The sequence below is a fragment of the Aeromonas sp. 600527 genome, from assembly GCF_049175415.1.
Lineage (GTDB): Bacteria > Pseudomonadota > Gammaproteobacteria > Enterobacterales > Aeromonadaceae > Aeromonas > Aeromonas veronii_A.
Map to the genome: position 1 here is coordinate 117,634 of NZ_JAAKVA010000001.1, position 21,693 is coordinate 139,326.

The 21,693-nt window shown below is 57.8% G+C and carries 19 protein-coding genes and 1 other annotated feature; of the genes, 9 read left to right on the forward strand and 10 right to left on the reverse strand.

Features of this window, described 5'->3' with window-relative positions; genetic code table 11:
• Positions 1–105 precede the first annotated feature (105 nt).
• A complete protein-coding gene (locus G5154_RS00550) occupies positions 106–1,728 on the forward strand; it encodes an acyl-CoA synthetase (protein WP_421250073.1) in 1,623 nt (540 codons plus the stop codon).
• A 99-nt stretch (positions 1,729–1,827) separates the two neighbouring features.
• Here the strand turns inward: G5154_RS00550 and G5154_RS00555 are convergent, their stop codons facing one another.
• Positions 1,828–3,117: a GGDEF domain-containing protein gene (locus G5154_RS00555; protein WP_337072267.1), complete on the reverse strand. Its 1,290-nt coding sequence runs from the start codon at positions 3,115–3,117 to the stop codon at positions 1,828–1,830.
• Between the two features lie 359 nt (positions 3,118–3,476).
• Here G5154_RS00555 and G5154_RS00560 point away from each other — a divergent pair, with 359 nt between their 5' ends.
• Positions 3,477–4,937 (forward strand): KAP family P-loop NTPase fold protein, encoded by a 1,461-nt coding sequence (locus tag G5154_RS00560; protein WP_421250074.1) that lies wholly within the window; start codon positions 3,477–3,479, stop codon positions 4,935–4,937.
• A 33-nt stretch (positions 4,938–4,970) separates the two neighbouring features.
• Here G5154_RS00560 and hisIE read toward each other — a convergent pair whose 3' ends face one another.
• The 8 genes from hisIE to hisG are packed head-to-tail and all read right to left on the reverse strand — an operon-like array spanning position 4,971 to position 12,242.
• Positions 4,971–5,621, reverse strand: coding sequence for a bifunctional phosphoribosyl-AMP cyclohydrolase/phosphoribosyl-ATP diphosphatase HisIE (hisIE, locus tag G5154_RS00565; RefSeq protein ID WP_421250075.1), 651 nt, complete (start codon positions 5,619–5,621; stop codon positions 4,971–4,973).
• Positions 5,614–6,387, reverse strand: a complete 774-nt coding sequence (hisF, locus tag G5154_RS00570; protein WP_270818196.1) for an imidazole glycerol phosphate synthase subunit HisF — start codon at positions 6,385–6,387, stop codon at positions 5,614–5,616. Before hisF ends, hisIE begins: the two co-directional genes overlap by 8 nt.
• Entirely contained in the window at positions 6,387–7,148 is a 762-nt protein-coding gene (gene hisA / locus G5154_RS00575) for a 1-(5-phosphoribosyl)-5-[(5-phosphoribosylamino)methylideneamino]imidazole-4-carboxamide isomerase (protein ID WP_421243550.1), read from the reverse strand. Before hisA ends, hisF begins: the two co-directional genes overlap by 1 nt.
• A gap of 5 nt (positions 7,149–7,153) precedes the next feature.
• Positions 7,154–7,795 carry an imidazole glycerol phosphate synthase subunit HisH gene (hisH, locus tag G5154_RS00580; protein ID WP_005345637.1) on the reverse strand — a complete coding sequence of 214 codons (642 nt, stop codon included), beginning with the start codon at positions 7,793–7,795 and terminating at the stop codon, positions 7,154–7,156.
• Positions 7,795–8,925 (reverse strand): bifunctional histidinol-phosphatase/imidazoleglycerol-phosphate dehydratase HisB, encoded by a 1,131-nt coding sequence (gene hisB, locus G5154_RS00585; RefSeq protein WP_421243551.1) that lies wholly within the window; start codon positions 8,923–8,925, stop codon positions 7,795–7,797. Before hisB ends, hisH begins: the two co-directional genes overlap by 1 nt.
• Before the next feature lie 15 nt (positions 8,926–8,940).
• Entirely contained in the window at positions 8,941–10,011 is a 1,071-nt protein-coding gene (gene hisC, locus G5154_RS00590) for a histidinol-phosphate transaminase (protein ID WP_337072262.1), read from the reverse strand.
• Positions 10,008–11,333 carry a histidinol dehydrogenase gene (gene hisD, locus G5154_RS00595; protein ID WP_421263804.1) on the reverse strand — a complete coding sequence of 442 codons (1,326 nt, stop codon included), beginning with the start codon at positions 11,331–11,333 and terminating at the stop codon, positions 10,008–10,010. The genes hisC and hisD overlap by 4 nt, the downstream gene beginning before the upstream one ends.
• Before the next feature lie 12 nt (positions 11,334–11,345).
• Positions 11,346–12,242 carry an ATP phosphoribosyltransferase gene (gene hisG / locus G5154_RS00600; protein WP_421243553.1) on the reverse strand — a complete coding sequence of 299 codons (897 nt, stop codon included), beginning with the start codon at positions 12,240–12,242 and terminating at the stop codon, positions 11,346–11,348.
• 28 nt (positions 12,243–12,270) lie between these two features.
• Positions 12,271–12,395: a sequence feature (His leader region), on the reverse strand.
• Positions 12,396–12,582: 187 nt separating this feature from the next.
• Between hisG and G5154_RS00605 the strand changes: the two genes are divergently transcribed.
• The 7 genes from G5154_RS00605 to rnd all read left to right on the forward strand — a co-directional run bounded on the left by G5154_RS00605 (position 12,583) and on the right by rnd (position 20,224).
• On the forward strand, positions 12,583–12,828 hold the full coding sequence (locus G5154_RS00605; protein WP_005336755.1) for a hypothetical protein: 246 nt from the start codon (positions 12,583–12,585) through the stop codon (positions 12,826–12,828).
• A 67-nt stretch (positions 12,829–12,895) separates the two neighbouring features.
• On the forward strand, positions 12,896–14,851 hold the full coding sequence (locus tag G5154_RS00610; protein ID WP_421250076.1) for an ATP-dependent DNA helicase: 1,956 nt from the start codon (positions 12,896–12,898) through the stop codon (positions 14,849–14,851).
• A gap of 54 nt (positions 14,852–14,905) precedes the next feature.
• Entirely contained in the window at positions 14,906–15,607 is a 702-nt protein-coding gene (gene tsaB, locus G5154_RS00615) for a tRNA (adenosine(37)-N6)-threonylcarbamoyltransferase complex dimerization subunit type 1 TsaB (RefSeq protein WP_421250077.1), read from the forward strand.
• A 118-nt stretch (positions 15,608–15,725) separates the two neighbouring features.
• Positions 15,726–16,241 carry a Slp family lipoprotein gene (locus G5154_RS00620; protein ID WP_236268114.1) on the forward strand — a complete coding sequence of 172 codons (516 nt, stop codon included), beginning with the start codon at positions 15,726–15,728 and terminating at the stop codon, positions 16,239–16,241.
• Positions 16,242–16,249: 8 nt separating this feature from the next.
• Positions 16,250–17,128 (forward strand): alpha/beta fold hydrolase, encoded by an 879-nt coding sequence (locus G5154_RS00625; RefSeq protein ID WP_421250078.1) that lies wholly within the window; start codon positions 16,250–16,252, stop codon positions 17,126–17,128.
• A 198-nt stretch (positions 17,129–17,326) separates the two neighbouring features.
• Positions 17,327–19,003: a long-chain-fatty-acid--CoA ligase FadD gene (gene fadD / locus G5154_RS00630; RefSeq protein ID WP_421243781.1), complete on the forward strand. Its 1,677-nt coding sequence runs from the start codon at positions 17,327–17,329 to the stop codon at positions 19,001–19,003.
• A 108-nt stretch (positions 19,004–19,111) separates the two neighbouring features.
• Positions 19,112–20,224 carry a ribonuclease D gene (gene rnd / locus G5154_RS00635; RefSeq protein ID WP_058059758.1) on the forward strand — a complete coding sequence of 371 codons (1,113 nt, stop codon included), beginning with the start codon at positions 19,112–19,114 and terminating at the stop codon, positions 20,222–20,224.
• An 804-nt stretch (positions 20,225–21,028) separates the two neighbouring features.
• On the opposite strand, the gene G5154_RS00640 is transcribed toward rnd, so the two are convergent.
• Complete coding sequence (locus G5154_RS00640; protein ID WP_139408220.1) at positions 21,029–21,673, reverse strand: MBL fold metallo-hydrolase; 645 nt, start codon at positions 21,671–21,673, stop codon at positions 21,029–21,031.
• Positions 21,674–21,693 lie beyond the last annotated feature (20 nt).

Consider the following 21,693-nt stretch of genomic DNA (forward strand, 5'->3'; position numbering starts at 1 on the left):
CATCCCCATAAGAGACCAGTGACGGGCAGGATGCCCATGTCGCTTGCTGATCTCTGAATCATCCCGAAACTGCCCGTTTTGTGCCACCTGTGAGGAAGGAACCCGATGCCAGTGCAGAACATCTATGAGCGTGACCTTGCCAAAACCGCCGCCAATTTCGAGGCCCTGACCCCCATCAGCTTTCTGGGGCGGGCGGAGCGGGTCTATCCCGACTATCTGGCGCTGATCCACGGCCCGCTGCGCCAGAGCTGGGGCGAGACCGCCCGCCGTTGCCGCCAGCTTGCCTCGGCCCTGCGGCTTCACGGTATCGGGGAGGGGGATACCGTCTCCATCATTGCGCCCAATATCCCGGCGATGTTTGAAGCCCACTTTGGGGTGCCCATGAGCGGCGCCGTGCTCAACACCATCAATATCCGGCTCGATGCTGAGTCGATGGCTTTTATCTTTCAGCATGCCCAGAGCAAGGTAGTGCTGGTGGACAGGGAGTTTGGCGCCGTGGTGCGCAAGGCACTGGATCTGCTGGAGCGCCAACCGCTGGTCATCGCCATCGACGATCCCCTCTACCGGGAGGGGGCGCTTGTCAGTGAACTGACTTATGAGGCCTTTATTGCCACTGGTAACGGCGATGAGCCCGGCTGGCTGCCACAAGATGAGTGGCAGGCCATCTCCCTTAACTACACCTCCGGCACCACCGGCAACCCCAAGGGCGTGGTCTATCACCATCGCGGTGCCCACCTCAACGCCATCAACAACGTACTCTCCTGGGAGCTGCCCAAACATCCCGTCTATCTCTGGACCTTGCCGATGTTTCACTGCAACGGCTGGTGCTTCCCCTGGACCCTGGCGGCCACCGCCGGGGTGAGCGTCTGCCTGCGTCATGTGCAGGCCGCCGCCATTTATGAGGCGCTGCACGAGCACAAGGTGAGCCACTTCTGCGCGGCGCCCATCGTGCTCAATATGCTCAACAATGCCGATCAGGCGCTCAAGCAGGGGCTGGATCACCCCATCAAGGTGATGACCGCCGGCGCTGCGCCCCCCGCCACCGTGATCGCCGGGATGGAGGCGATGGGGATCGCTGTGACCCACGTCTATGGCCTGACCGAAACCTATGGCCCCTGCGTGTTGTGCGAACCGCAAAGAAGCTGGCAAGGTCAGGATGCCACCACGCTCTCCCGCCTCAAGGCGCGGCAGGGGGTTGCATCGCCTCTGCAGGGGGAGATGCGGGTTATCAATCCGGTCAGTGGCGAGCCGGTAGCCAAAGATGGCAAAACCATGGGGGAGATAGTGCTGCGCGGTAATGTGGTGATGAAGGGGTATCTGAAAAATCCGGCGGCCAGCACCGAGGCGATGGCGGAGGGGTGGTTTCGCAGTGGCGATCTGGCGGTGTGGCACCCGGATGGTTATGTGGAGATCAAGGACAGATCCAAGGACATCATTATCTCGGGCGGTGAGAACATCTCCAGTCTGGAGGTGGAAGATGTGCTCTATCGCCATCCCGATGTGGACGAAGCGGCGGTGATCGCCATGCCCGATGAGAAGTGGGGGGAGGTACCCTGCGCCTTCGTGAAATTGAAAGAGGGGCGAGAGACTACCCAGGCGGAGCTGATCGCCTTTTGCCGGGAGCAGATGGCCCACTTCAAAGCCCCCAAACGCATCATCTTCACCCCGCTGCCGAAGACCTCCACCGGCAAGGTGCAAAAATTTGTGCTGCGCAAACAACTGGGTTAGGTGCTAATCGAGCGTGAGTGAAAGCAGCGTGCAATAGGATGACTAAGCTGTCGGGATAAATGCAGCAAGGGAAGTGGGAGTGCCTGACTGGCCAGCCAGCTATCGTGCCTTGCAGGCAACGCAGTTGCGGCCGCTCTGTTTGGCCTGATAGAGCATCTGATCGGCGCGGGCGTAGAGGCTCTCCATCTGCTCCCCCTTGCTATTTTCCACCAGCCCGGCGCTGATGGTGATAACCAGCTCATCCCCATCGGCAAGGGGTAACGGGCTTTGCATCACCTGCTTGCGCAGCCGTTCGGCCAGTGATGCGGCGGCCGAGAGGGTGGTGTTGGGCAGCAAGATGGCAAACTCGTCACCGCCGATGCGGGCCAGCACATCTTCGCTGCGCAGCACCGATTGCATCACCCTGCCCAGATGGATCAGCGCCTGATCGCCCAGCGGGTGACCGTAGCGATCGTTGATGCATTTGAACTGATCCACATCCAGCACTATCAGCACCGAGGTGAGCTGGTGGCGCATGTTCATACTCAGGTTCTTTTCGCACACCTCGAAGAAGAAACGGCGGTTATAAAGTCCGGAGAGGCTGTCACGAACCGATTGATATTGCAGTTGTTCCTTGAGCTGGTGCAGCTCGGTGATATCGGAGGAGATACCGATCAGGGTGGGGGTACCATCAGCCAGCTTGAAGGGGACTTTGACAGACCAGTAGTAATGTTGCTTGCCTTCGGTATCGGTCAGTGACTCTTCACCGGCTTGCAGCTCACCGGTTTCGAACACCCGGTTGTCCAGCTGCCACAGCTGGTTGGCTCCGTGTGGGGAGAACAGCTCATTATCGCTGCGGTTGATGATCTGTTCGGCGGGTAAACCGAGCAGGGCACATACCTTCTGATTGACGTAGAGAAAGCGGTGCTGGCTGTCCTTCATATAGATATGGGCATCCACGTTGGCGAGGATGATCTCCAGCAACTGATGCTGCTCGGCCATACGGGCCTCAATCAGCTTGTGTTCCGTGATATCGGTGGAGATGCCGCACAGACCGATCAGCGTGCCATCCCGGTCGTACATCGGCTTTTTCACGCTCCAGTAGACCCGTTTCTCTCCCGTGGGTTTGAGGTAGTTGATCTCCTCCCGGGCGATGGCGACCTGCTGCTCCAGCACCTGACGATCATTTCGTCTCAGATCTTCCGAGAAGTCGAGGTCAAAAAAGGCGCGATCATCCTTGCCTTGCAGTTCGGCCAGGGTACAACCAAAGAGATCCAGCACAGCCTGATTGGCATAGATATAACGGCCATCCAGATCCTTGGTAAAGAGGTAAGCCCCCATCTCGTTAAAGATGGATCTGAGGTGATCCAGCTCGTGCTGCAATCGGGTGGAGAAGGGTTCATCCTTCATGAAGTTGGCCATCCTTGGGTCGCTGTGATGGGTTGGCTGAACACGAGGCCAACGTGCATCAACTGCTTTAAATTAAGCACTCTTCACGGCATATTTCTCATTTATTTCCGCAGGTTCTGCGTTATGTCACATGGTTGTAACCTCTTAGCAAATCAAAGGAAATCAGTTGAGTCCATGGTTGTTGAGATAGCTTGCCACCATGTATCGACCCCGTATCATCGGCTCTCGACAGAGAAGTTGAACAACAGCTAAATAAACCTCCCCGAGTGGCAAAAAGGGTAACGAACAGGTCTTTAGTCAAACTATTTCCTCGGTGTCCCTGATATCATCTCCAGCAACGCAATATGGAGAGATACGAGATGGTAGTGGCACCGTTTAATTGGAATGACACAGTTCAGTGGGACGGGCCGGGGGCCATTGCGGGTAGCGAAGAGAGTTTGAGCGCAGATCGGCTGGATCGCGCCCGCTATGCCGAATTTCTGACCAACTACCTCGCCGCCGAAGGCAAGCAGCGCAACTATGTGCTCAACCTCAATGCCGAGTGGGGGGCGGGTAAAACCTGGTTTATCAAGCGCTGGTATATGGAGCTGAAAGCGCACTATCCCACTGTCTATATCGACGCCTGGCAGCAGGACTTTTCCGATGATCCCTTATTGACGGTGATTTCGTCGATTATCGATCAATTGAGAGATGCAACAGGAAATAAGGTTGCCATACCTGATGGCATCAAGCCCAAGCTATTGGGTTTGCTCAAGCTGGGCGGAAAATTGGTGCTCAAGTCTGCTATTAAAAAAGCTGGACTTGAAGATGGTGATTTTTCTGTGGAAGGCGAAGACGCAGATAAGCTGGTTGATACACTTTGCAGCAATCACAAAGAGCGTTATGAATCTATCCAGTATCTTAAACAAGAGATCCGTCAATGGGTGGAAGGGGCTGTTGGTTTAAGTGAAGGAGAACTGGATTATCCCGCATTTATTTTGATAGATGAGCTTGATCGTTGTCGTCCTTCCTATGCTGTGGAAATGCTGGAGACTATCAAGCATATTTTTGATATTCCCAGGGTGGTATTTGTGCTGGCAACAGATACCGAGCAGTTGCAGCATTCAGTTAAAGCCATATATGGAGAAGGGTTTAACGCTCAACATTACCTAAGTAGATTTTTTCATAGAAGGTTCATTTTAAACTCAGATTCATTGAAGAATTTTATAGAAAATGAACTTGTATTACTCAGTGTTAATGTGGATGGCATATGGCCATGTTTTAAGAAAAACGCTTCACTAACTGATTTCGTTACGATGATGTTTGAGCATTTCTCGCTAAACCTGAGATTGACTACTCTTGTGTTGGATAGATTAAAAATAGTCTTATTAAGTTATTCAGATGAAAGAGAGTTAAATCTTCCGCTGTTACTTTTCTTGATCTCTTTGAATGAGGTCGATACTAACTTTTACAATGACGTTGTAAATTTCAGACTTGATGTTGATGAATTTAAACTGAAGGTCAACATGTATGGAACCAAATTACATACTTATATAATAACTGACGCTGAGTGTGTTGATGTTGCACCTAACTATATTGTTAAAGGGGCTTCAAATAAAAAGTATATATATATTGATGACTTCTTGGCTAGTTCATATTGCATTATGAATTTTATGAGCAATGGAAACAGTGAGCCCAAAAAAATCATGGATAAAATTTCAACTGAGGAAGGTAATCATGGTCGCAAAGAAAATATTTGGGTGAGTGTTATATTATCAAACTTGGAAGATGATATGTCTGTATATAGAAGTTTAGTTGAGCGTTCTTATTATCTTAAATGAGTAAAGCCGGGATAACCCGGCTTTACTCTCAGTTTATTTATTATGCCGCTCATACAGCCGCTGCACCACATCCTTCAACGCCAGCCCTTCGTTTTGCAGCAGCACAGTGAGGTGGTAGAGCAGATCGGCGGATTCGTTGATGAGCTCCTCCCGATCCTTGGCCATGGCGGCCAGCGCCACTTCAACACCTTCCTCACCGACCTTCTGGGCGATACGCTTGGTCCCTTTGCCGTAGAGGCTGGCGGTATAGCTGGTGGCCGGATCGGCCCCTTTGCGGGCGGCCAGCACCTGCTCCAGCTCTGCCAGAAAACCGAGGGGTGGCACTGGGTGGCCGTTAAAGCAGGAGGTTGTGCCCTTGTGGCAGGTGGGGCCGACGGGGTTGGCGGCGATCAGCAGAGAATCCTGATCGCAGTCGGTGCTGATAGCCACGAGTTGGAGCACATTGCCCGAGCTTTCACCCTTGGTCCAGAGCCGCTGTTTGCTGCGGCTAAAGAAGGTGACCTGACCGGTAGTCTGGGTCTTTTCCAGCGCTTCACGGGTCATAAAGCCCTGCATCAGCACCTCGCCGCTGGCGGCGTGCTGGACGATGGCGGGTATCATGCCGTCACACTTTTCCCAATCGAGCTGCTCGGCGAGGGGGCGCGAGTTGGCGGTTGTTTGTGCATTTTCAGAGAAGTTATTCACGGATGGCGACTCCTTCGGTTTTCAGCCAGCGTTTCAATTCGGGAATGGGGATAAGGCCCTTGTGGAACACAGATGCGGCCAGCGCCCCATCCACATCGGCGAGGGTAAAGGCATCGCGAAAGTGCGTCATGGCACCGGCGCCGCCGGAGGCGATCAGCGGCACCTTGCAGACGCTGCGCACCAGCTTGAGCTGGTCGAGATCATAACCCTGACGCATGCCGTCCTGATTCATCACGTTCAGCACGATTTCGCCCGCGCCGCGCTTTTGCACCTCCTGCACCCAGTCGAGTGTGTGCCAGGCGGTGGTGCGGGTGCGACTCTCGTCACCGGTAAACTGTTTGACCTGATAGTGGCCCGTCGCGGCGTCGAAGTAGGAGTCAATGCCCACCACCACGCACTGCACGCCAAAGCGCTCGGCCAGTCGGCTGATCAGAGTCGGATCGGCCAGCGCCGGAGAGTTGATGGAGACCTTGTCGGCGCCAAATTCGAGGATCTGGCGGGCATCCTCCACGCTTTTGATGCCACCGGCGACGCAGAAGGGGATATCGATCACCTCCGCCACCCGGCTCACCCAGCTCTTGTCTACCACCCGGGCATCGCTGGAGGCGGTGATGTCATAGAACACCAGCTCGTCAGCGCCCTCTTCGGCGTAGCGGCGTGCCAGTTCGACAATGCCGCCCATCACCTCGTGGTTGCGAAACTGCACCCCCTTGACCACCACGCCATCTTTCACGTCGAGGCAGGGGATAATGCGTCTTGCCAGCATCAGTTGCCTCCTGTGGTAACGGCCGCGGGGGCTTGCCAGCAGGCGATGGCGTCACCCACCGAGAACTTGCCCTCCAGCAGGGCGCGGCCAAGGATGATCCCCTTGACGCCGGAGCCCTTGAGCGCCTCGATATCCGTGATGCCGCCAATGCCGCCGGAGGCCTGAAAGGCGACGCTCGGGTAGCGGGCGCAGAGATCCCGATAGAGCTCGACGTTGGTGCCAGCCAGGGTGCCGTCACGGCTGATGTCGGTACAGAGCACATGCTTGAGCCCGGCGGGGAGGAAACGCTCGATCAGCGCTTCAATGGTCACACCGCTGTTCTCCTGCCAGCCTGCCACCGCGATATGGCGATTGCCCTGCTCATCGATGTTGACGTCCAGCGCCAGCACGATCTGCTCGGGGCCATATTTCTCCATCCAGCTTGCTACCAGATCCGGGGATTTGACGGCGGTGGAGCCAATCACCACCCGGCTGGCACCGGCGGCCAGCAGATCTGCCACATCCTGCTCCGTGCGAACGCCGCCGCCGACTTGAACCGGCGCTTCGGTGGCCGACAGCAGTTGGGTCAGCAGGGGCAACTGGCGTGCCTTGGCATCCTTGGCACCGTCCAGATCCACCAGATGGAGCTGCACCGCTCCCTGAGAGACATATTCATCGAAGCGGGCCTGCGGGCTGCTGCTGTATTCGGTCTTCTGCTCGTAATCCCCCTGATAGAGGCGAACTACCTGACCGTTGATAAGGTCAATTGCGGGAATGATCATGCTAGTCACAGCTCCAGAAAATTTTGCAGCAAACGGGCACCGGCTGCGCCTGAGCGCTCCGGGTGGAATTGGGCACCGAAGAAGTTGCTGTGCTCTGCAACCCCACCGACGATGGCGGTAAACGGCTTGCCGTAGTCGCAGGTCGCCAGCGTCGCCTCGGTCACCTCTAGCGCATAGGAGTGCACGAAGTAGAAGTAGCTGCCGCTCGGGATCCCCTTGAGCAGAGGATGGGTCTCGTCATGCTCAATCTGGTTCCAACCCATATGGGGCAGGCGCAGATTACCCACCTCCATCAGCCGGATCTTGCCCGGCACTATGCCAAGGCAGTCGATAAGCCGCTCTGACGAGTCATCCGTACCCATGCTCTCTTCGGAGGCCTCTGCCAGCATCTGCATGCCGAGGCAAAAGCCCAGCAGCGGCTGTTTGGCGGCGCGAATAAGGGGCACCAGCCCGCGCTCGTTGAGGTTTTTCATGGCGGCCACCGCGGTGCCGACACCGGGCAGGATCAGCTTGTCGGCCTGCTCGATATCGGCTGCCAGGCTGGAGACCAGCGGCTGCACGCCGAGGCGTTCGAACGCCATTCTGACCGAGGCCAGATTTGCACAGCCGGTATCGATAATGACCAGCTTCTGCTTGCTCACATCCATCACAGCACTCCTTTGCTGGAGGGGAGCTCGCTCCCTTCCACCCGAATGGCCTGACGCAGGGCGCGGCCAAAGCCTTTGAACAGCGCTTCCACCTGATGGTGGGTGTTGCCGCTGCCCACCTTCATCTGCAAGGTGATGGCCATGGCGTCCGACAAAGAGCGGAAGAAGTGGGGCACCATCTCGGTGGCCATCTCGCCCACGTTGTCGCGACCAAAGCCGCTTGGGCAGTCAAACACGAAGTAGGGACGACCGCTCAAATCCAGCGCTGTGCTCACCTCCTGCTCTGTCAGCGGGGTCTCTTCATCCGCACGCGGGCGGCCATCGATCACCGCCTGCACCTCGTCCATCGCCAGTACGAAGCCGAAGCGGCCGATGCCGCGCTTGTTGCCAAGGGCCTGACGCAGCGCCTGACCCAGCGCCAGCCCCACATCTTCTACCGTGTGGTGATCGTCGATGTGCAGATCGCCGCTCACGTTCAGCTTGAGCTGGAAACCGGCGTGGGTCGCTATCTGATCCAGCATGTGATCAAAGAAGCCGATACCGGTGGCGATCTGGTTGCCGCCGCTCTTATCCAAGTCAACTGCTACCTGAATGCGGGTCTCCTTGGTGTTGCGCTCAACCGAGGCTACGCGGCCCTTGGAGAGCAGCTGATCACGGATGGCGAGCCAGTCGTGATCTTGCGGGTGGTAGCGAATACCGCCAATGCCCATATTCTCGGCAAGCTGCAGATCGGTCTGGCGATCGCCAATCACGAAGGAGTTGGCAAAGTCGATGCGACCGGAGGCGAGGTACTCCTTCACCAGCCCGAGGTGGGGCTTGCGGCAGCTGCAGCCGTCGGTGGGGAAGTGCGGGCAGATCAGCACCTGCTCCCACTTCAACCCTTGCGATTCAAACAGATGCATCATCAGATCGTGGGGGGGCTGGAAGTTCTCCAGCGGCAGGCTGGCGGTGCCCAGCCCGTCCTGGTTGGTCACCATCACCAGCACGTAGCCGGCGGCCTGCAACTCGCGCAGCACCGGAATGACCATGGGCTCGAAGCGCAGCTTGGCGAGGCTATCCACCTGCTTGTCGGTCACCGGCTCTTCAATCAGGGTGCCGTCGCGGTCGATAAACAAAAACGGGGTCTTCATCGCTACATCCTTGTCTTAAAAAGAGGGAGAGGGCAGGTCACGCAATACCGCCAGCACGGCATCCATCTCGCCCTGATAGCCGATGGTGACGCGAATGCTGTTATCAAGTCCGGGTTTGGTCGAGAAATCCCGCAGTATGATGCCGGCGGCCTTCATGGCGTCAAAGACGGCGGCGCCATCCACAAAGCGCACCAGCACGAAGTTGCCCTTGTCCTCGAATACTTCCTTCACGCAGGCAAGCTTTGTCAGCTCTGCCTTGAAGGCGGCTTTTTGCTTGTTAAGCTCTACCACTCGCTCGCGCATCAGCTCCAGTCCCATGGGGGAGAGGGCCTGCGCCGCGATCTGGGCGATGGGCTCGGGGATGGGATAGGGGGCGATCACCTTGGCCAGCATGGCGATCACCTCTGGGCTTGCCAGCGTAAAGCCGCAGCGGATCCCCGCCAGGGCAAAAGCCTTGGAGAGGGTGCGGGTCACCACCAGATTGGGGAAGCGGGTCAGCAGGTCTACCACGGATGCCTCGGGGCAGAACTCGATATAGGCCTCGTCCACCACCACGATGGCGCGATCCCGGGCTTTTTCCAGCAGAGCGATAAGGCCGTCGCGACCCACCAGATCCCCGGTGGGGTTGTTGGGGGAGCAGAGAAACACCAGTTTCACATCGGAGAGGCGATCCGCGATGGCGGGCCAGTCCGGCTGGCGGCTGGCGGTCAGCGGCTGTTCGACGATGCCAACGCCACAGGTCTCGGCGCTGATGGCGTACATGCCGTAGGTGGGCGGGCAGATGAGGATCTGATCTTCACCCGCTTCGCAGAAGGTGCGAATAAGCAGCTCGATGGCCTCGTCGGCGCCACGGCTCACCAGCACCTGATCGGGATTGACTCCAGCGTAGGCGGCATAGCCGTTCACCACCTCGGCCGGTTGGCACTCGGGGTAGCGGTTGAGGCGGCTTCCCTCGATGGTGAAGGGATAGGCCTGTGGCGCCTCGTTGGCGTTGAGCCAGACGTGGCCCTTGCCGCCGATGCGGCGAGCGGATTGATAAGGGGTGAGGGCCCGCACCACGCGGCGCGCCAGATTGGCAATGCTCATGACAAATCCTTCTGCTGTGCTGTTGGTTGGGGCGCGGCGGCCAGGGCGTTCAACCTGAGGGTGACGGCGTTCTTGTGGCCATCAAGCCCTTCGGCCTCTGCGATGCGCTCGACGATGGGGCCAAGGCCCTGAATGCCGCGCGCGCTCAGCTCCTGCACCGTGTAGCGGCGCTGATAATCGGCGAGGCCAAGGCTGGAGCAGGTGCGGGCATAGCCATAGGTAGGCAGAGTGTGGTTGGTGCCGCTGGCGTAATCGCCGACCGATTCCGGTGTCCATGCTCCCAGAAAGATGGAACCGGCGTTCTCGAGTTTATCCAGCAGATCGCGGGGGGCGCGGGTCTGCACGATCAGGTGTTCCGGCGCGTAGGCGTTGGAGATGGCACACGCCTCGGCCAGATCGTCACAGAGGATCACCAGACTGCTGCCGAGCGCTTGGGCGGCGATATCGCGGCGGCTCAACTTGGCCTGCTGGCTCTTGATCTCCCCTGCGATGGCATCGGCCAGCAGCGGCGAGGTGGTGACCAGCACCACCTGACTGTCGGGGCCATGCTCGGCCTGGGAGAGCAGGTCCGCCGCCACGAAGGCGGGGTTGGCGCTCTCGTCGGCAATCACCAGCACCTCGGAGGGGCCGGCGGGCATATCGATGGCGGCGCCGCGCCAGTCGCGGGATACCTGCCCCTTGGCTTCGGTCACATAGGTGTTGCCCGGGCCGAAGATCTTGTCCACCTTGGGAATGCTCTCGGTGCCGTAAGCCATGGCGGCGATGGCCTGGGCGCCGCCGATGGCGAACACCTTCTCGACGCCGCAGGCGCGGGCGGTAAACAGGATCTCGTCGCTGGCCGGAGACGGGGTGCAGAGCACCACTTCACGGCAACCGGCGATCGCCGCTGGAATGGCCAGCATCATCACGGTGGAGGGGAGCGGCGCGCTGCCACCCGGCACATAGAGGCCGACCCGGCTGATGGGCTGGGTACGCAGCTCGCACACCACCCCGGGCTGGGTTTCCACCCGTACCACAGGCTGCACTTGGGCGGCGTGGAAGGTGCGAATATTGGCAATCGCCGCTTCGATGGCATTTTTGATGTCGTCATCCAGCCGCGCGCAGGCGGCTTCAATCTCTGCCTCGCTAACGCGCAACTGCTCACGGGGGGCGCGCTCGAAGCGCTGGCTCAGCTCGCGCAGGGCCTCATCGCCACGGCTACGCACTGCAGCGATGATGTCCCGTACCACGAGGCCGATATCGGCCTCGTCATTGAGGGCAGGGCGGGTCAGCACATCGGCTTGCTGGGCGGGGGAGAGGGTCTTCCAGATCAGGGTCTGCATGATTTCCCTTCCTTATTCCATCATCTTTTCGATGGGCAGCACCAGAATGGAGCTGGCACCCAGAGCCTTGAGCTGCTCCATGGTCTCCCAGAACAGGGTCTCGCTGGAGACGACGTGCAGGGCCACCTGATTGGTGTCACCGGCCAGCTGCATGATGGTGGGGCGCTCGGCACCCGGCAGCAGATCGGTGATGGCATCGAGCTTGTCTTTGGGGGCGTGCAGCATGATGTATTTGCTCTCGCGCGCCTGCTGCATCCCCTGAATACGGGGCAGCAGTTTGTCGATGAGTTGCTGCTTGGCATCGGACAAGGGGTTGGGGGACTGTACCAGTACCGCTTTGGAGCGGTAGATCACCTCTACTTCTTTGAGGCCATTGGCTTCCAGGGTTGCACCGGTGGAGACCAGATCGCAGATGGCATCGGCGAGACCCGCGCGGGGCGCCACTTCCACCGAACCGCCCAGCATCACGCTCTTGAAATTGAGCCCTTTTTCGTCAAAGAAGCGCTTGAGCAGCCCGGGATAGGAGGTCGCGATGCGTTTGCCGGCAAGGCTAGCTGGCCCTGTATAGTTCACATCTTCCGGCACCGCCAGCGAGAGGCGGCAGCCACCAAAGTCCAGCTGCTTGAGGGTTTTGACCTCGAAAGGCAGTCCCTGTGAGGCGCGAATAAGCTGCACCTCTTCCAGCACGTTCTCGCCGATGATGCCAAGGTCAACCACCCCTTCCATTACCAGCCCCGGGATGTCGTCATCACGCACCCGCAGGATATCGATGGGCATGTTCTCGACATGGGCGATAAGGCGCTGCTCGCGCAGGTTGATCTTGAGGCCACAGCTCTTGAACAGGGCTTGGGAGTCCTGGCTCAGACGACCGGACTTTTGCATGGCGATACGTAGACGTTGTGTTTCCATTGCTCGATTTCCTTCTAGTCAAAAACGAAAAAACCCTCGGAAGTGGGTGCTTCCGAGGGTTTATGAATCTTGCGGTCCTTTTGGAAGTCACCAGTTAAGTGTCCTCCAGCAGTCAACCTCCTGAAAGACTAGTCGGGATGATGATGGTGGTGATGAGTCTTCAGGGTGGTGAACTTCATGTAATCAATCCTTTACAAAATAAGATGTCGTAATTGACGCCTGATTTAAACTACCTGCCTTGACAGAAAATGCAACCCGAAATTGTGATTTGATCGATTAAAGTGGCGAAAACGGTTTTCTGGTCGATAACTAGACAATAACCCCTGCAGGAGTCGCCATCATGCCCAGCCAGGACCTGTTGTTCCCCATTTTGCCCCGGGCGCCCGCTGCGCCCGGCAGCGAAGAGATCAAGCGGGAAGTGAACCAGATCAGCAAAAAGCACCAGCTGCGCAAGACCAGCACTGACAACAGTGACTCCCAGCAGCGCCAGCAGGCGTATAGCACGCCAGCCAAGCGTGATCAGCCCAAGGCGGAGGAAGGTGATCACAAGCCGGACCCCGAGCATCAGATCGATCTGTTCGTCTAGGCAGATTATCTGTCCCGCTTTTGCCGCGCTTTTGGCATAATGGCCGCTTTTGCTGCGGGACGCCCTTTTGACCATCCAGACCCTGTTCAAGCCAGATGGCCCTCTGGCCAGCCATATCGACGGTTTCAAAGCCCGCGCTCCCCAACTGGAGATGGCCGAAGCGGTCGCGCGCGCCATCAAAAGTGGTGGCCGTCTGCTGGTGGAGGCGGGGACCGGTACCGGCAAGACCTACGCCTATCTGGTGCCAGCGCTGGAGTCCGGCAAGCGGGTGGTGATCAGCACCGGCTCCAAGAACCTGCAGGAGCAGCTCTTCTATCGGGATCTCCCGACCATCACAGGGGCGCTCTCCTACACCCCGCCGGTGGCCCTGCTCAAGGGGCGCAGCAACTATCTCTGCATCGAGCGGATGAACCGGCTCTTGAGCGAATCTCATCTGCAAAAGCCTGAAATCCTGAACGATCTGGTGAAGGTCAAATCCTGGTCCACTGCTACCGATAACGGCGATGTGGGGGATATTCCGGGATTGCAGGAGAACGCCGAGATCCTCGCCCACGTCACCAGCACCAACGACAACTGCCTCGGTCGAGACTGCCCCTATTACGACGACTGCCATCTGGTGGTGGCTCGACGCCGCGCCATGGATGCCCAGGTGGTGGTGATCAATCATCACCTCTTCTTCGCCGATATGGCGGTGAAAGACACCGGATTTGGCGAGTTGGTGCCGGAGGCGCAAGTCTATGTGTTTGACGAGGCACACCAGCTGCCGGAGATCGCCACCAACTACTTCGGCAAGTCGGTAGGCAGCCGCACCATTCAGGATTTGGCACAGGATATCCAGCTGGCCTATCGGGCCGAAGCCCACGACATGGCCCAGCTTGGCAAGGCGGCGGATCGGCTCGCTATCGCCAGTCAGGACTTGCGTCTGGCCTTCGGGGTGGATGGCGGTCGCGGTAATACCCGCGACATGCTGCGCCAGCCGCTCTGGGGGCAGGCTCTGGCTCGTCTTAACGACGCCATCGGGCTCTGCTACGAGGTGCTGAAACTCGCTCTCGGCCGGGGCGAGCAGCTGGATCACGCCTTCGAACGGATCAGTGAATTGCGCACCCGCCTGGGTGAAGTGCTGGCGGTCAACCAGACCGGTTTCTCCTACTGGTACGACTGCTCACGGCTTCACTTCACCCTCAATCTGACGCCGCTGTCGGTGGCCGAGCGATTCAGTGCCGAGGTGCAAAGACCGGAAGTGGCCTGGGTCTTCACCTCCGCCACCCTGACGGTGGATATGCGGTTTGACCACTTCAAGGCCGAGCTGGGGCTGGCGGGCAGCGCCGAGCTGATCCTCGACAGTCCGTTCGACTATGGCGAGCAGGCGCGGCTCTGTGTGCCCCGTTATCTACCGGAGCCCAACGCCTTTGGCCGTGGCGAGCAGCTGGCCAATCTGATGATCCCCCTCATCAACAAGACGCCGGGGGGCTGTTTTTTCCTCTGCACCAGCCATCAGGTGATGCGTCAGGTAGCCGAGGTGCTGCGCCGCGAGATCGGTCGCACCGTCTTGTTGCAGGGGGAGGACAACAAGCAGCGGTTGCTCAAGGAGTTTGTCGAGAATGGCCGCGCCGTACTGGTGGCGACCAGCAGCTTCTGGGAGGGGATCGACGTGAGAGGGGCTGCATTGTCGTGTGTTATCATCGACAAGCTGCCGTTTGCCAGCCCCGATGATCCGCTGCTCAAGGCGCGGGTGGATGATTGCAAGCTCAAGGGGGGCGATCCCTTCGCCGAACTGCAGTTGCCCAAGGCGGTGATTGCCCTTAAGCAGGGGGTAGGACGGCTTATTCGTGATCGCACTGATCACGGGGTGCTGGTAATCTGTGATCCACGAATGGTCAACAAGCCTTACGGCGCCACCTTTATCAAGAGTCTGCCCGCCATCCCTCGCACCCGGGAGTTGGGAACGCTGGGGAGTTTTTTCGATCGCACTGAACGCGGTGAAGATGTGTGCCGCCAGCTAACAGATTTGAACAACAGGTGAGCATATCTCGCTTGCCGGTTATGTAATTGACTGATTTTATAGAGATTGGAAAGCATGAACGAGTTGAAGATCCTGGCCGTAGATACCGCCACCGAAGCCTGCTCCGCCGCCTTGCTGGTGGGTGACAAGCTGTTCTCCCGCTGGGAGGAGGCGCCACGGGATCACACCCGAAAAATCCTGCCCATGGTTCAGGCTGTGTTAGACGATGCCGGGATAAGTTTAAGTGACCTCGATGCCATCGCGTTCGGCCGCGGCCCGGGCTCCTTTACCGGTGTGCGGATCGGTATCGGGGTGGCGCAGGGACTGGCGTTCGGCGCGGGAGTGCCGCTGATCGGTATCTCGACCCTGGCCGCCATGGCGCAAGGGGCTCATCGGCTGGAAGGGGCCGAGCGGGTGCTGACCGCCATTGATGCGCGGATGAACGAGGTCTATTTCGGCCGCTATGAGCTGATCGATGACCGCATGCAGCTGGTGGGCGACGAGGTGGTGAGCGATCCCGCGGCACTGGTTGACGCCCGTGGCAAGCTGGTAGGTCGGGTGACCTGCGTCGGCACCGGTTTTGAGACCTATGGCGAGATTTTGAGTGGCCTTGCCGATGAGCTGGCGGTGAGCCAGGTACGTTTCCCGGCGGCAGAAGACATGCTGCCGCTGGCCCGCGCCGCCTGGCTGGCGGGGGAGGCGGTGCCGGTTGAACAAGCAACTCCGGTCTATTTGCGTGACAAGGTGACCTGGAAAAAACTGCCGGGTCGCGAATAAGGGCAGGAGCGCTGACTGCATGTCGCTCTTGCCGCTCATCAGCTGCAACACAAGCGGATGGCCCGACGGGCCACGCTGGCAACAGGAGAGTGACATGATCCGTAATACCAGAAGCGACATGATGAAACGCACTATGGTGGTCGGGGTGCTGGCCCTGCTGCTCGGGGCCTGTAGCTCGGTCCCCAAGGAGCTGGCTTATGAGCCCGAAAACCAGCTGGTGGCCTATCAACCTGCCCTTGGCGGGATGGAGGGTAAACCCGCCCGCTGGAGCGGCGTTATCTCGGCGGTGCACAACAAGGCGGATCAGAGCGTTATTGAAGTGGTCTATCTGCCGCTCAAGTCCAACGGTGTGCCGGAGCAGACCGAGCAGAGCCCGGGCCGTTTTCTGGCCATCATGAAGGGTTTTGTCGACCCGACCCTCTACGCCAAGGGGCGTAGCCTGACAGTGCTTGGCACCATAGGCAAACCGGTTGATAGCCAGATTGGCGAGCACAAGTACCGCTTTTCGGTGCTCAATGTGACGGGCAGCAAGCTGTGGCCGCCAGTCAAGGAGGTGGAGGTGCGCTATATGGACCCCTACTTCTACGACCCCTTCTATGATCCCTTCTGGCCGAGACGGCCGCTGCGTCGCTAAGGCTTGCCATGATCAACAGCATCAAAAGCACTCTGCACGAACGTCTGCTCACCTTGGCTGATGGTCGGCAGGTGGCCCTGCTTGAGAATCAACTCGCGGATCAGGCTCAGCAGGGCAAACCCCTACTGATTGCCCTGCACGGCTGGCTCGACAACAGTGCCAGCTTCTTGCCGCTGGCGCCCTATCTGGGGGATTTTCACCTCATCTGTGTCGATCTGCCGGGACATGGTCACTCCGATCACAAAACCACCCCTTATGTCTTTGTCGACTGGCTGGACGATCTCTACCAGATCGTGCTGGCGGCAGGGTGGTCGCGCTTCACTCTGCTCGGTCACTCCCTCGGGGCGTTGATCGCCTCCGCCTATGCCGGGGTGTTCCCCGAACAGGTGGAGCGGTTGATCATGCTGGAGGGGCTGGGGCCGCTGAGCCAGCCCGATGAGGAGGTACCTGCCCAGCTGCGACGTGCGATTTTAAACCGCAGTCGCACCCGGGAGCGCAGTGCCAACGGCTTTGCCTCCATCGATGAGGCTGTCGCCGCCCGTTGCAAAGTGGCGGATATCACGCCGCAGGCGGCGCGTCTTATCTGTGAGCGGCAGCTTGAAGAGCGGGCTGGTCGCTGGCACTGGCGCAGCGACCCCCGTTTGCGGGATCTTTCACCCCTGAGAATGAGCGAAGGGCAAGCCCGGGCACTGATGGCGGCTATCCGTTGTCCTGTGCTGTTGATTCAGGGGGAGCAGGGCTTTGCTGCGCTTGAAGCCCAATGGCAGGCCCGTCAGGATGCCTTCCAGCAGATCGAGCGGGTCATATTGGGTGGAAACCACCATTTTCATATGGAAAATTCGGTTGATACGGCCGTTTGTATCGTAAAGTTTTGTCAAGTTCGGTAGAATCGCCAGCTTTCAATAATTCCAGGTTTGTTTTCTCCCTCACATTTTTCTGTTGTTAATTTGCTGTTAATTGATGTTGCGCTGTGTAAATATGTGCGGCATTAGAGCATCAGCTTAAAACAACCGATTAAAATGGATGTGAACCGGGACGGAGGCAACACAGTGAGCGCACAGGTGCTAGTTATGCAGGAGAAGTTTGTGGAAAAAGTCTGGCTGAAACGTTATCCGGAAGGGGTCCCCGCCGAGATCAATCCAGACCAATACAGCTCCCTGGTCGAGATGTTCGAATCCTCGGTAACCCAGTTTGCCGATCAGCCTGCCTTCGTCAACATGGGCCAAACCATCACCTACCGCCGGCTGGAAGAGCAGTCCCGCGCCTTTGCTGCCTACCTGCAAAACGAGCTGAAGCTGGAGAAAGGGGATCGGGTTGCGGTGATGATGCCGAACCTGCTGCAATACCCCATCGCCGTATTCGGCATCCTGCGCGCCGGCATGATCGTGGTCAACGTAAACCCGCTCTATACCCCGCGCGAGCTGGAGCATCAGCTCAAAGACTCCGGTGCCAAGGCCATCGTCATCGTCTCCAACTTCGCCCATACCCTGGAAAAGGTGGTCTACGACACCCCGATCAAGCACGTTATCCTGACCCGGATGGGGGACAACCTGGGGCTGGCCAAGGGCACCCTGGTCAACTTCGTGGTCAAGTACGTCAAGAAGCTGGTGCCGAAATACAATCTGCCCCACGCTACCACCATGCGTCAGGCCCTCTCCAAGGGGCGTTTCCTGCAGTACATCAAGCCGGAGATCACCAACGACGATCTCGCCTTCCTGCAGTACACCGGTGGCACCACCGGCCTCTCCAAAGGGGCCATGCTGACTCATCGCAACATGATTGCCAACGTCGAGCAGTGCCTCGGCGTCTATGGCCCCATGCTGGAACGCGGCAAGGAGTTCGTGGTCACCGCATTGCCCCTCTATCACGTCTTCGCCCTGACCGTGAACTGCCTGCTCTTTATGCGTATCGGCGGTTACAACCTGCTGATCAGCAACCCGCGCGACATCCCGGGTTTTGTCAAAGAGATCAAGAAGTATCCCTTCACCTGCATTACCGGGGTTAACACCCTGTTCAATGCGCTGGTCAACAACGAAGAGTTTCAGGGGATCGCCTTTGACAAGCTCAAGCTCACCATCGGCGGCGGCATGGCGGTGCAGCGAGCGGTCGCGGAGAAGTGGAAGACGCTGACCGATACCCCGCTGCTGGAAGGCTATGGCCTGACTGAGTGTTCGCCACTGGTGAGCGTCTGCCCCTACGATCTGACCGATTACAACGGTTCCATCGGTCTGCCGGTCTGCTCTACCGAGATCCGTCTGGTAGATGACAACGGTCAGGTGATCCACGCCCTCGGTACCCCCGGCGAAATGCAGGTTCGTGGCCCGCAGGTGATGGTGGGCTACTGGCAGCGCCCAGAGGCCACTGCCGAAGTGATGCAGGATGGCTGGCTCTGTACCGGTGATATCGCGGTGTGCGACGAGCAGGGCTTCTTCAAGATCGTTGACCGCAAGAAGGACATGATCCTGGTCTCCGGTTTCAACGTCTATCCGAACGAGATCGAAGATGTCGTTGCCCTGCACCCGAAAGTGCTGGAAGTGGCCGCCGTGGGTGTGCCGCACAAGGTCTCCGGTGAGCTGGTGAAGATCTTTGTGGTCAAGAAAGATGCAAAATTGCATGAGGACGAGATTATTGCCCACTGCCGCAAACATCTGACTGCCTATAAGGTGCCGAAACTGGTAGAATTTCGTGACGAACTTCCCAAGACCAATGTGGGCAAGATCCTGCGCCGCGTACTGCGCGACGAGGAGATTGCCAAGGAATAACCGGACTGCGGCTGCAGAAGCCTCTGCAAACCAGCACCGTCGTTATGCAAAACCGTGGGTCATCCCACGGTTTTTTCTTTTTGGCCCTGATCAACCGCGCAGGCACAGATGCACTATCAACTTATCACTCAGCAAGACGAACTTGAGCAGTATCTCGCTTCTCTGGCCGACGTTCCCCTGGCTATCGATACTGAATTCGTTCGCACCCGTACCTACTACCCCCAGCTTGGCCTGTTCCAGATCTATGACGGCGAGCATCTGGCGCTGCTGGATCCGCTGACCCTGGATCTCTCCGCCCTCTGGCAGCGACTGGGCAGGGAAGGGCAGATCGCCATCCTGCACGCCTCTGGCGAAGATCTGGAGCTTATCCAGCATCAGGCTGGCCACCTGCCCAACCAGATGCACGATACCCAGCTGGCTACCGCCTTTCTCGGTTACGGCGTCTCGGTCGGCTTTGGTGCGCTGGTGAATGAATTCCTCGGGGTCGAGCTGGAAAAAGATCAGGCGCGAACCGACTGGCTGGCCCGCCCGCTTACACCGCGTCAGCTCGAATACGCGGCAGCGGATGTCTTCTACCTGATGCCGCTCTACGAGAAGGTGATGGCCAAACTGCGGGAAAGCGGCAAGTTTGCCTGGTTCGAGCAGGAGTGCCAGAACCACTCCGCCCGCAAGACCCAGGGTAGTGATCCCCGTCAGGCTTATCTTGACATCGTCAACGCCTGGCAGCTGGGTCGCCGCGAGCTCGCCATTCTGCGCGAGCTGGCCGCCTGGCGCCAGCAAGAGGCGGTGCGCCGCGATCTGGCCCTTAACTTTGTGGTGAAAGAGCTGCACCTGTTCAAGGTGGCAGAGCGTCGTCCTGCCTCCCTGCGGGATCTCAACGAGCTCGGCCTCTCGCCCATCGAGATCAAGATCCACGGCAAGCGGATGCTCGATATTGTCGCCAAGGCGCAGCAAAGCGATCCTGACAGCTGGCCCGAGCCCATTCGTCGGCTGGTCGACTTCCCCCAGTACAAGGCCGAGCTCAAGCGCATCAAGGCCATGGTGGAAGAGAAGGCCAAGGCGAGCAATATTCCGCCCGAGCTGATTGCCAGCAAGAAGATCATTCACCAGTACTTCACCTGGAGCTGGCGGATGAACGACGAAGAGCGGGCCCGCAGCGACAAGCCGATGCTGCTGCAAGGGTGGCGTCATGAGCTGGTCGGTCACCTGCTGGCACAATAAGCCACCAGATGGTTGTACCGATAAATCAATCCTCACCCTCGGGTGGGGATTTTTATTTTCAGGGGGAATTTATGATTTAAAATGTCAGAATCTCTTGCGGTCGCTTATCAAATAATTGTGGCTCAAGAACAAGAGATCGAAATAAACGAACTTATTTTTCGTGACTGTGTTGGCAATAAAAAGCTATATATTATTAATTGTCTTGTTGAACTTGATAGTGAAAATTCTTACAAGATAGATAGAGGTAAGTCCGCTACCAATAAGACTGCAAACATGCAGATAGGGTGATGCTTCAATAATTCCATTTCGCATGGCAGATGGGCATACTATAAAAATAGTCAACAAGAAGCACATGGGGATATTGATTGTATGCTGTCTATTTATTGCATTTCTATCATCTGGCCATATGAAAAAACCATATCTATATGCCATAACTAAAAAAATGGTGATCAACAATAGGTAGTATATAACTTGAGGCAGTACATAGGTTAGTAAGCTGCTGTAACTGACCTGAATGGGGACAAACTCAGCTCTATATATTATTTCAAATGCAATATTAACGAGTAGTATTATTATCCCATGAATGATTGTTGGGCGTTTGTAATCTCTGATTCTATATCTGGCTCGTGATTTCTTCAGGAAAAAAATAAATAACAATATGGCAATAGCTAAAGCAAGATACATTTTTGTTCCCAAGTTTGGATGGTCGAGCCAAATCATGGTGAATTATAAAGACTCGCTTGTACCTATAGCAATGAGGACTTCAGAAAAAAAGGCAGCGACTAACACCGCTGCCTTTTTTGATCACCAGATAGGCTGGGTCAGGTAGGGGTTGCTTGCCTTCTCGCGGCCGAAGGTGGAGCTGGGGCCGTGGCCCGGGATAAAGACGATCTCGTCACCCAGCGGCAGCAGGGTCTCGGTGATCGACTTGATAAGCGTGCCGTGATCGCCACGGGGGAAGTCGGTGCGGCCTATGCTGCCGGCAAACAGCACATCGCCAACCCAGGCGAGTTTTTCGGCCTGACTCAGCAGCACGATATGGCCCGGGGTGTGGCCGGGGCAGAAGTAGACCTCCAGTTCGCACTGGCCAAGCTGCACCTTGTCACCCTGCTCAAGCCAGCGATCCGGCGTGAAGGCGGAGGTATGGGCGAAGCCGAACATCTGGCTCTGCTGGGGTAGCATGTCGAGCCAGAAGGCGTCCTCCTTGTGGGGACCGGTAATGGCGACGCCGGTTTTTTCACGCAGCTCGGCGGCAGCACCGACGTGATCCAGATGACCGTGGGTCAGCAGGATGTGGGTCAGGGTCAGGCCGCGTTTGGCGATGGCCGCCAGCAGTTTGTCCGCTTCGCCGCCCGGATCGATCAGGGCGGCCTGATGGGTTTCGTCACACCAGATGAGGGAGCAGTTCTGAGCGAACTGGGTGACCGGGATCACCTCGAATTTCAACATAGAGTTCCTCTCTTGGGATG

Coding starts and splice junctions, on each gene's coding strand:
- G5154_RS00550 (WP_421250073.1), top strand. CDS start 106: ATGCCAGTGCAGAACATCTATGAGCGTGACCTTGCCAAAACCGCCGCC.
- G5154_RS00555 (WP_337072267.1), bottom strand. CDS start 3,117: ATGAAGGATGAACCCTTCTCCACCCGATTGCAGCACGAGCTGGATCAC.
- G5154_RS00560 (WP_421250074.1), top strand. CDS start 3,477: ATGGTAGTGGCACCGTTTAATTGGAATGACACAGTTCAGTGGGACGGG.
- hisF (WP_270818196.1), bottom strand. CDS start 6,387: ATGCTGGCAAGACGCATTATCCCCTGCCTCGACGTGAAAGATGGCGTG.
- hisA (WP_421243550.1), bottom strand. CDS start 7,148: ATGATCATTCCCGCAATTGACCTTATCAACGGTCAGGTAGTTCGCCTC.
- hisH (WP_005345637.1), bottom strand. CDS start 7,795: ATGGATGTGAGCAAGCAGAAGCTGGTCATTATCGATACCGGCTGTGCA.
- hisB (WP_421243551.1), bottom strand. CDS start 8,925: ATGAAGACCCCGTTTTTGTTTATCGACCGCGACGGCACCCTGATTGAA.
- hisC (WP_337072262.1), bottom strand. CDS start 10,011: ATGAGCATTGCCAATCTGGCGCGCCGCGTGGTGCGGGCCCTCACCCCT.
- hisD (WP_421263804.1), bottom strand. CDS start 11,333: ATGCAGACCCTGATCTGGAAGACCCTCTCCCCCGCCCAGCAAGCCGAT.
- hisG (WP_421243553.1), bottom strand. CDS start 12,242: ATGGAAACACAACGTCTACGTATCGCCATGCAAAAGTCCGGTCGTCTG.
- G5154_RS00605 (WP_005336755.1), top strand. CDS start 12,583: ATGCCCAGCCAGGACCTGTTGTTCCCCATTTTGCCCCGGGCGCCCGCT.
- tsaB (WP_421250077.1), top strand. CDS start 14,906: ATGAACGAGTTGAAGATCCTGGCCGTAGATACCGCCACCGAAGCCTGC.
- G5154_RS00620 (WP_236268114.1), top strand. CDS start 15,726: ATGATGAAACGCACTATGGTGGTCGGGGTGCTGGCCCTGCTGCTCGGG.
- G5154_RS00625 (WP_421250078.1), top strand. CDS start 16,250: ATGATCAACAGCATCAAAAGCACTCTGCACGAACGTCTGCTCACCTTG.
- rnd (WP_058059758.1), top strand. CDS start 19,112: ATGCACTATCAACTTATCACTCAGCAAGACGAACTTGAGCAGTATCTC.
- G5154_RS00640 (WP_139408220.1), bottom strand. CDS start 21,673: ATGTTGAAATTCGAGGTGATCCCGGTCACCCAGTTCGCTCAGAACTGC.